At 71.8% G+C, this 10185-nt stretch carries 1 protein-coding gene; it reads left to right on the forward strand.

Features of this window, described 5'->3' with window-relative positions; all coding sequences use genetic code 11:
* Positions 1–76: 76 nt before the first annotated feature.
* A partial coding sequence (locus ACFVV1_RS35945) for an SDR family NAD(P)-dependent oxidoreductase (protein WP_389998378.1) occupies positions 77–10185 on the forward strand: 10109 nt, incomplete at its 3' end.

The raw sequence follows: 10185 nt of genomic DNA on the forward strand, positions 1-10185 counted from the left end.
ACCGGTTGCCTCCCACGCCCGCCTAGCCTCCCCCACGACGACCGGCGAGAGCTGAGCAACAACGGGGGAAGTGGATATGACGGGCGCAGATCGGCACCGGATAGCGATCGTGGGGATCGCCTCCCGGCTGCCCAACGCATCGGGACCAGCGGAGTTCTGGCGCCTGCTGTCCGAAGGCCGCGACGCCATCCGCGACCGCGCACCCGAGCGCCCGTACGGCCCCGACCGGGGAGGATTCGTCGACGGCATCGAGGAGTTCGACGCCGAATTCTTCCGCATGTCCCCCAAGGAAGCCGCGGAGACCGATCCGCAGCAGCGTCTCGCCCTCGAGCTCGCGTGGCAGGGACTGGAGGACGCGCGGATCGCCCCCGGTCCGTACGAGGCCACGGACCGGGAGGAGTTCGCGCCCCGGGAGGAAGCCGGGGACTGGGAGGTAGCTGCGGACCGGGCCGGACGGATCGGCGTCTTCCTCGGCGTCATGGCCGCCGACTACGCGGACCTCGTGGCCCGGGGCGACAGTCGCGACATCAGCCGCCACACCCTCACGGGCACCGGCCGCGCCATGATCGCCAACCGGATATCGCACACGCTGGGCCTGCACGGACCCAGCATGACCGTGGACACCGGCCAGTCCTCCTCGCTCGTCGCCGTCCACCTGGCGTGCGAGAGCCTCCGTCGGGGCGAGGCCGACACCGCTCTCGCGGGTGGCGTCCACCTGATCGTCAGCCCGCTCAGCACCGCCGTGGTCGAGGCGGCCGGCGCCCTCTCGCCCGACGCCACCAGCTACGTCTTCGACGAGCGCGCCAACGGTTACGTACGCGGCGAAGGCGGCGGCCTGGTCGTCCTCAAGCCGTACGACCGGGCCCTCGCCGACGGCGACCGCGTGTACGCGGTCATCGAGGGCAGCGCCCTGGGAACCGGCACCGGCGAGGGCAGCCTCACCGTCCCCAGCGCCGCGGCCCAGGCCCGTACGGCCGGCGAGGCCCTGTCCCGCGCGGGTCTGGACGCCACCCAGGTCCAGTACGTCGAACTGCACGGCACCGGCACCCGCGTCGGCGACCCGATCGAAGCGGCGGCCCTGGGCGAGGCGTACGCGCAGGCCGCAGGTCGTACGGCCCCGCTGGTGGTCGGCTCCGTGAAGACCAACATCGGCCACTTGGAAGGCGCGGCGGGCATCGCCGGTCTGATCAAGACCGCACTGTGCGTGCACCACCGGACCCTGGTCCCGAGCCTGAACCACGTCCGGCCCAACCCCGACATCCCCCTCGCCGACCTGGGACTCCGGGTCGCCACGGCCACCGAGCCCTGGCCCGCCACCGAAACCCCGCGGATCGCCGCGGGCGTCACCTCGCTGGGCATCGGCGGCACCTGCTGCCACGTGGTCCTGACTGGTGTCCCGGATGCGGAACCGAGCCTTGGGGAACTCCCTGTGGTTCCGGCGGTTCCGGCTGTTCCGGCTGTTCCGGTGGTGCTGTCGGCGAAGTCCGTGCCCGCGCTGCGTGCGCAGGCGGAGCGGCTGCGGGCCCACCTGGCGGAGCGGCCGGAGTCCGGGCTGCTGGACGTCGGATACTCCGCGGCCACCACCCGAGCCCAGCTGGAACACCGCGGGGTCGTCGTCGCCAGGGACCGGGACGAACTGATCACCGGGCTGACGGCTCTGGCCGCCGGGGAACCCGGACTGATCCAGGGCCGCCCGGTCAGCGGTAAGACCGCCTTCCTCTTCACTGGGCAGGGTGCGCAGCGAGCAGGCATGGGCCTGGAACTGGCCGCTGCTTACCCGGTGTTCGCTGCCGCGTTGGATGAGGTGTGTGCGGAGCTGGACCCGCTGCTGGGACGTTCGCTGCGCAAACTCCTCGCCGCCGAAGACACCACCCTGAACGCCACCGAGTACACCCAGACCTCGCTGTTCGCGATCGAGGTCGCACTGTTCCGACTCGTCGAATCCCTCGGGATCCGCGCCGACTACCTCATCGGGCACTCGGTCGGTGAGATCGCCGCCGCACACGTCGCCGGGGTTCTCTCCCTCGCCGATGCCTGTGCCCTGGTCGCCGCCCGTGGCCGTCTCATGGGCGCGCTACCTGCCGGCGGCGGCATGGCCGCCATCCAGGCCGAAGAACCCGAAGTCAGCGAAGCACTGGCCGGGTTCGAAGGCCGCCTCGAGATCGCAGCCGTCAACGGACCCCGCTCGATCGTCGTCTCGGGCGACTTGGATGCTCTCGACGCATGGCTCCCCCGCTGGGAAGAACTGGGCCGCAAGACCACCCGCCTGCGCGTCAGCCACGCCTTCCACTCCCCACGCATGGAACCCATGCTCGACGAGTTCCGCACGGTCGCCGAGGGACTGACGTTCAACCCGCCGCGCATCGCCGTCGTATCGAACGTCACCGGTGACGTGGTCACGGATGAACTGACCGACCCCGGCTACTGGGTCCAGCACGTCCGAGGAGCCGTCCGCTACCACGACGGCATCCGCACACTCCACCGCGAAGGCGTCACCCGCTACCTCGAACTCGGCCCCGACACCATCCTCACCGCACTCACCCGCCAATGCCTCGAGGACGAAGACAGTCTCGTCCTCACCCCGGCCCTACGCGCACGCCAGTCCGAGACCCACACCTTCGCCACCTTCCTCGGACACGCCCACACCGCCGGCATCCCCGTCGACTGGAACACGTACTACGCCAACACCGGCGCCACACGCACCGACCTCCCCACCTACGCCTTCCAGCGCGACCGCTTCCGTCTCGCCCGCACCTCCGGTGCCGGCGATCTGACGGCCGCCGGGCTCGGGCAGGTGGATCACCCGGTGCTCGCCGCCTGCACTCAGGTCGGCGACCGCGACGAGTGGCTGTTCACCGGCCGCATCTCCGGCGAATCGCTGCCCTGGCTGGCGGATCACGTGATCGTCGGCGAGGCGCTCGTTCCGGGTGCCGCGTTCTTGGAACTGGTCCTGGCCGCGGGCCGCGAGGCGGGCTCCTCCACTGTTGAGGAGCTGGTTCTCCAGACCCCGCTGACGCTGCCCGCCGACGCGTCGGGCACCCAGGTGCGGGTCACGCTCGGCGCTCCCGACGAGGACGGGCGGCGCGAGGCCGCCGTCTACAGCGGTTCCCGGTCGGAGACCGTGTGCCACGCCCGGGGAGTCCTCGGCGGCCCGGCGGTATCGGGCCCGGACTGGGACGCGGCCGAGTGGCCCCCCGCAGGCACCGAGCCGATCGCGGCTACCGATCTGTACGAGAGCCTTGGCGACGCCGGATACGAGTACGGGCCGGCCTTCCAGGGAGTACGGGCCGCTTGGCGCGACGAGCGGTACGTCTACACCGAACTCGCGCTCTCCGAGGACGCGGCGGACACGCGCTTCGTGATGCACCCGGCTCTCCTCGATGCGGCCCTCCATGGCGGGCTCACCAACCACCGTTCCGGCGTCACAGCGCCCGAAATGCCCTTCACCTGGTGCGGGTTCACCGTCCGGCCCGGTTCCGCGGCACCCGCCCGGGTCCGGATCGAGGCGCAGGCCGAGTCCACCCTGCGGATCGACCTAGCGGACGCGGACGGGCAGGCGTGCGCCACCGCACAGCGGGTGGTGCTCAAGGCTGCCCCGCGCCGTTCGGCGACGGATTCCCTGTACCGGGTGGAGTGGGTACCTGCCGCCGGAGCAGCCGTTGCCGCGGCCCCGGCTCGGACCGAGCTCCTCGGCCACACCTACGCGGACCTGGCCGCCCTCGCCACGGCGGTGACCTCCGGGCTCGATCTGCCCGAGTTGGTCGTGGCCGAGGTCGCACCGCAGTCCACTCCCCACGAGACGACCCTGTGGGCGCTCGCTCTGCTCCGGGACTGGCTGGCGGCCGACGCCTTCGGCGACGCCCGCCTGATCGTCGCCACCCGCAACGGCATCGCCGCAGCCGAAGGCGAAGCCCCCGCACTGGCACAGGCCCCCATCTGGGGACTCGTCCGCAGCGCCCAGTCCGAACACCCCGACCGCTTCCTCCTCGTAGACCTCGAGGACGACACCGACACCACCACCCTCGACTGGGCGGCGCTCGCGGGCCTCGACGAACCCCAGCTCGCCCTGCGAGCCGGAGGAACCCTCGCCCCGCGCCTCACCCGCGCGGACGCAGCCGTCCCGACCCCGGCTCCGGTCCTGGACCCGGAGGGCACGGTCCTGGTCACCGGTGGTACGGGTGGTCTGGGCGCTCTCTTCGCGAAGCACTACGCAGAGGCGTACGGAGCCAAGCACCTCCTGCTCGTCAGCCGCCGCGGCACCGCCGCCGAAGGCGTCACCGAGCTGGTCGCGGAACTGACCGGCCTCGGCGCCCAGGTCGACGTCGCCGCCTGCGACGTCACCGACCGCGACGCACTGGCCCAGCTCATCACCTCGCTCGAGCGCCCGCTCACCGCCGTCGTCCACGCCGCCGGAATCCTCGACGACGCCACCATCGAAACCCTCACCCCCGACCAACTCGCCCGCGTACTCGGCCCGAAGGCCGAAGCGGCACTCCACCTCGACGAACTCACCGCCGACCTCGACCTGGCCTCCTTCGTCCTCTTCTCCTCCGTCGCCGCCCTCATCGGCAGCCCCGGCCAGGGCAACTACGCCGCAGCCAACGCCACCCTCGACGCCCTCGCCGCCCGACGCCAGGCCGCCGGACTCCCCGCCACCTCCCTCGCCTGGGGCCTCTGGACCGAAGCCGGCGGCATGGGCGGAACCCTCGACGAAGCGGAACTCGCCCGCCTCGAGCGCGCCGGTATGGGCGGCCTCTCCGCCGAACAAGGCCTCGAGCTGTACGACGCCGCGCTCCGACTCGACTCCGCAGTCCTCGTACCCGTACGCCTCGAACAGTCGGCCCTGCGCGACCAGGCCCGCTCCGGCCTGCTCCCCGCACTCCTGCGCGGACTCGTACGCATACCCGCACGCCGCACCCAGACCACCGACGGCTCCCTCGCCCAGCGCCTCGCCGAGACGGCGGAGGCCGACCGTCCGCGACTCGTTCTGGAACTGGTACGGGCCCAGGCCGCCGCCGCACTCGGCCACGCATCGGCGGAAACGGTCGATCCGGGCCGAGCCTTCAAGGACCTGGGCCTCGACTCGCTCGGCGCCGTGGAACTCCGTAACCGCCTCACTCAGGCCAGCGGCGTACGGCTTCCCTCCACCCTCGTCTTCGACCACCCGACCCCTCAGGCGGTGGCCGAGTTCCTGCTCGCCGAGGCCGGCGGAGCTGATCCGGTCCAGACCCGTCCGGCGGTCCGTGCCGCCCGCAAGCCCGTCGACGACGAACCCCTCGCCATCGTGGGCATGAGCTGCCGCTACCCGGGCGGGGTGACTTCGCCCGAGGAGCTGTGGCAGCTCCTCGCCGAGGGACGCGACGCCATCAGCCCGCTCCCGGATGACCGCGGCTGGGGCGAGAACCTGTACGACGCAGATCCCGAGAAGGCCGGAAAGATCTACACCCGGGGCGGCGGATTCCTGGAGGGCGTGGGCGGGTTCGATGCCGGGTTCTTCGGCATCAGCCCCCGCGAGGCCCTGGCGATGGACCCGCAGCAACGGCTGATGCTGGAAGCCGCCTGGGAGGCGTTCGAGGCCTCGGGCATCGACCCGGTCAGCCTGCGGGGCAGCGAGACCGGCGTGTTCTGCGGCGTGATGGCCATGGGCGACTACGGCGGCGGTGCCGGTGCCGCGCAGCCCGAGGTGGAGGGCTTCCGCCTCGCGGGCAGTACCACGAGCGTGCTGTCGGGCCGGGTGTCGTACGCCCTGGGCCTGGAGGGCCCGGCCGTGTCCATCGACACCGCCTGCTCCTCCTCCCTGGTCGCCATGCACCTGGCGGCCCAGGCGCTGCGCTCGGGCGAATGCTCCCTCGCCCTCGCCGGCGGCGTCACGGTCATGTCCGGCGCGTTCCTGCTGACCGAGTTCAGCCGCCAGCAGGGTCTGGCCGAGGACGGCCGCTGCAAGCCGTACTCCGCCGCCGCTGACGGCACCTCCTTCTCGGACGGTCTGGGCCTGCTGGTCCTGGAACGCCTCTCGGACGCCCGCCGCAACGGCCACCGCGTCCTCGGCGTCCTGCGCGGCAGCGCCATCAACCAGGACGGTGCCTCCAACGGCCTGACCGCCCCCAACGGCCCCTCGCAGGAGCGGGTCATCCGCCAGGCGCTCGCCAACGCCCGGCTTTCCGCGGGTGAAGTGGACGCGGTGGAGGGTCACGGCACGGGCACCCGCCTGGGCGACCCGATCGAGGCGCAGGCGCTGCTGGCCACCTACGGCCAGGAGCGCGAGAACGGCCCGCTCCGTCTTGGCTCCATCAAGTCCAACATCGGCCACACGGCCGCGGCCGCGGGCGTGGCGGGCGTCATCAAGATGCTCAAGGCGATGCAGTACGCCACGCTGCCGGGCACCCTGCACCTCGACGCTCCCTCTCCGCACGTGGATTGGTCGACGGGCGAGGTACGCCTGCTGGCCGAGGCCGAGCCGTGGCCCGCCGCCGAGGGCCGCCCGCGCCGCGCGGGAGTCTCCTCCTTCGGCATCAGCGGAACGAACGCACACGTGATCATCGAGGAGGCCCCGGCCGCCTTCGCGAAGACCACAGAACGCACGGGTGAGGAACTCCCCGCGGTGCCGGTGGTGGTGTCGGCGAAGTCCGTGCCCGCGCTGCGTGCGCAGGCGGAGCGGCTGCGGGCACACGTGGCGGAGCGGCCGGAGTCCGGGCTGCTGGACGTCGGATACTCCGCGGCCACCACCCGAGCCCAGCTGGAACACCGCGGGGTCGTCGTCGCCGGGGACCGGGACGAACTGATCGCCGGGCTGACGGCGCTGGCCGCCGGGGAACCCGGACTGATCCAGGGCCGCCCGGTCAGCGGTAAGACCGCCTTCCTCTTCACTGGGCAGGGTGCGCAGCGGGCGGGCATGGGCCTGGAACTGGCCGCTGCTTACCCCGTCTTCGCTGCCGCGTTGGATGAGGTGTGTGCGGAGCTGGATCCGCTGCTGGGACGTTCACTGCGCGAACTCCTCGCCGCCGAAGACGCGACGCTCAACGCCACCGAGTACACCCAGACCTCGCTGTTCGCGATCGAGGTCGCACTGTTCCGACTCGTCGAATCCCTCGGGATCCGCGCCGACTACCTCATCGGGCACTCGGTCGGTGAGATCGCCGCCGCACACGTCGCCGGGGTTCTCTCCCTCGCCGATGCCTGTGCCCTGGTCGCCGCCCGTGGCCGTCTCATGGGCGCGCTTCCTGCCGGCGGCGGTATGGCCGCCATCCAGGCCGAAGAACCCGAAGTCGCCGAAGCGCTGGCCGGGTTCGAAGGCCGCCTCGAGATCGCAGCCGTCAACGGACCCCGCTCGATCGTCGTCTCCGGTGACCTGGACGCTCTCGACGCATGGCTCCCCCGCTGGGAAGAGCTGGGTCGCAAGACCACCCGCCTGCGCGTCAGCCACGCCTTCCACTCCCCACGCATGGAACCCATGCTCGACGAGTTCCGGAAGATCGCCGAAGACCTCACCTTCAACCCGCCGCGCATCGCCGTCGTGTCGAACGTCACCGGTGACGTGGTCACGGATGAACTGACCGACCCCGGCTACTGGGTCCAGCACGTCCGAGGAGCCGTCCGCTACCACGACGGCATCCGCACACTCCACCGCGAAGGCGTCACCCGCTACCTCGAACTCGGCCCCGACGCCATCCTCACCGCACTCACCCGCCAATGCCTCGAGGACGAAGACAGTCTCGTCCTCACCCCGGCCCTGCGCGCACGCCAGTCCGAGGCCCACACCTTCGCCACCTTCCTCGGACACGCCCACACCGCCGGCATCCCCGTCGACTGGAACACGTACTACGCCAACACCGGCGCCACACGCACCGACCTCCCCACCTACGCCTTCCAGCACGAGCACTACTGGCTCGGCTCCGGTAGTGGCACGGGCGACGTCTCCTCGGCGGGACTCGACTCCTTCGGTCACCCGGTCCTGGCTGCCGCAGTACAGGTGGGTACCGCGGACAGCTGGCTGTTCTCCGGGCGGATCTCCCGTGAGTCCCAGCCGTGGATCGAGGACCACGTCGTCCTCGGCGCGCTCATCGTGCCCGGTGCCGCTCTCGTGGAGCTGGCGCTCTCCGCCGGCCGCCACACCGGCACCCCCGTCCTCGAGGAACTCGTCCTCGAAGCACCCCTCGTCCTGGACACCGACAGCACCACCCGTCAACTCCAGGTCACTGTCGGAGAACCCGAGGAAGACGGCCACCGCCAGGTCGCCCTCTACTCCCGCTCCGGCTCCGGCTCCGGCTCCGGCTCCGGCTCCGAGGCCGTGTGTCACGCACGCGGCCGACTCACGGCCGAAGCCGCCACACCCGTACGGGAACTGCCCGCCGCCTGGCCGCCCGCCGGAGCCGTACCGGTTTCCGTGGACACCCTTTACGCGGAGCTCGCCGACGCCGGGTACGAATACGGCCCCCTCTTCCAGGGCGTACAGACGGCCTGGCGCACCGACGACGCCGTCCACGCAGAGATCGCCCTCCCCGAGGGAACCCCCGTCGAGGGCTTCGCCATCCACCCCGCACTCCTCGACGCTGCCCTCCACGGCGGCCTCGAATGGCTGGACGGCGGTTCGGGCGACTCCGCGGCCGCTCTGCCCTTCGCCTGGTCGGGTATCAGCCTGACGCAGACAGCAGGGACCCGGATCCGGGTGCGGATCGCTCCCGTGGGCGAGAACGCCCTGCGCATCGACCTCGCCGACACCGACGGCACGCCCCTGGCAACCGTCGACACCCTCACCTTCCGGCCGGTGGCACGGGCCCAGCTCGGTGCGGCGGCCGGCCGTGACGCCGGGCACGAGTCGCTGTTCCAGGTGGAGTGGGTCCCCGTGGCCCTGCCGGAGGCGGCAGCGCCGTTGCGGGTCGAGCGGATCGGCGGGGACGCGTACGCGGATCTCGCGGCGCTCGCCGATGCGGTGGCGCACGGGGTTCCGGTGCCTGAGCTCGTCGTCGCCGAAGGCGTACGCGCCGCCTCGGCTCAGGAGACCACCGAGCACGCGCTCGCTCTGCTCCAGGGATGGCTGGCGGCGGAGGCCTTCGCCGACACCCGCCTGATCGTCGCCACCCGCAACGGCATCGCCACCGCCGAAGGCGAAGCCCCCGCACTGGCACAGGCCCCCATCTGGGGACTCGTCCGCAGCGCCCAGTCCGAACACCCCGACCGCATCCTCCTCATCGACCTCGAAGACGACACCGACACCACCACCCTCGACTGGCCCGCACTCGCAAGCCTCGACGAACCCCAGCTCGCCCTGCGAACCGGAGGAACCCTCGCCCCGCGCCTCAGCCGGGCGGCCCTCGCCGGGACTCCGGCGGACGCGGCCTGGCGCCTCGGGGTGGCGGAGAAGGGCTCGCTCGAGGGGCTGGCGCTCGTGCCTTCGGGTGCGGACCGGCCGCTGGACGCCCACGAGGTGCGGATCGGAGTGCGGGCCGCGGGCCTGAACTTCCGCGACGTGCTGATCGCCCTCGGCATGTACCCCGGTGAGGCCCCGCTCGGCAGCGAGGCCGCCGGCGTGATCCTCGAGGTCGGCTCCGGAGTCACCGACCTGGCGCCCGGCGACCGGGTGATGGGCCTGGTCCTGGACTCCTTCGGACCGATGGCCATCGCCGACCGGCGTCGGGTGGCGCCGATGCCCGCAGGGTTCACGTTCGCCCAGGCCGCCGCCGTACCCCTCGTGTACCTGACCGCGTACTACGGGCTGGTCGACCTCGCCGGCCTCCGCGCCGGCGAACGCCTCCTCGTCCACGCAGCCGCAGGCGGCGTCGGCATGGCCGCCGTCCAACTCGCCCACCACCTCGGCGCCGAAGTCTTCGCCACCGCCTCCACCCCCAAATGGGACGCCGTCCGCGCCCTCGGCATCCCCGACGACCACATCGCCAACTCCCGCGACCTCACCTTCCGCGAACACATCCTCACCACCACCAACGGCAACGGAGTCGACGTCGTACTCGACGCCCTCGCAGGCGAATTCGTCGACGCCACCCTCGACCTCCTCCCCCACGGCGGCCGCTTCATCGAAATGGGCAAAGCCGACATCCGCGACCCCGAAGTCATCGCCAAACAATGGCCCGGAGTCCACTACCGCTCCTACGACCTCTTCGAAGCCGGCCCCGACCGCATCCAAGAAATGCTCCAAGAGATCGTCACCCTCTTCACCCAAGGCACCCTCAC

The organism is Streptomyces sp. NPDC058092 (genome assembly GCF_042884935.1).
GTDB lineage: Bacteria > Actinomycetota > Actinomycetes > Streptomycetales > Streptomycetaceae > Streptomyces.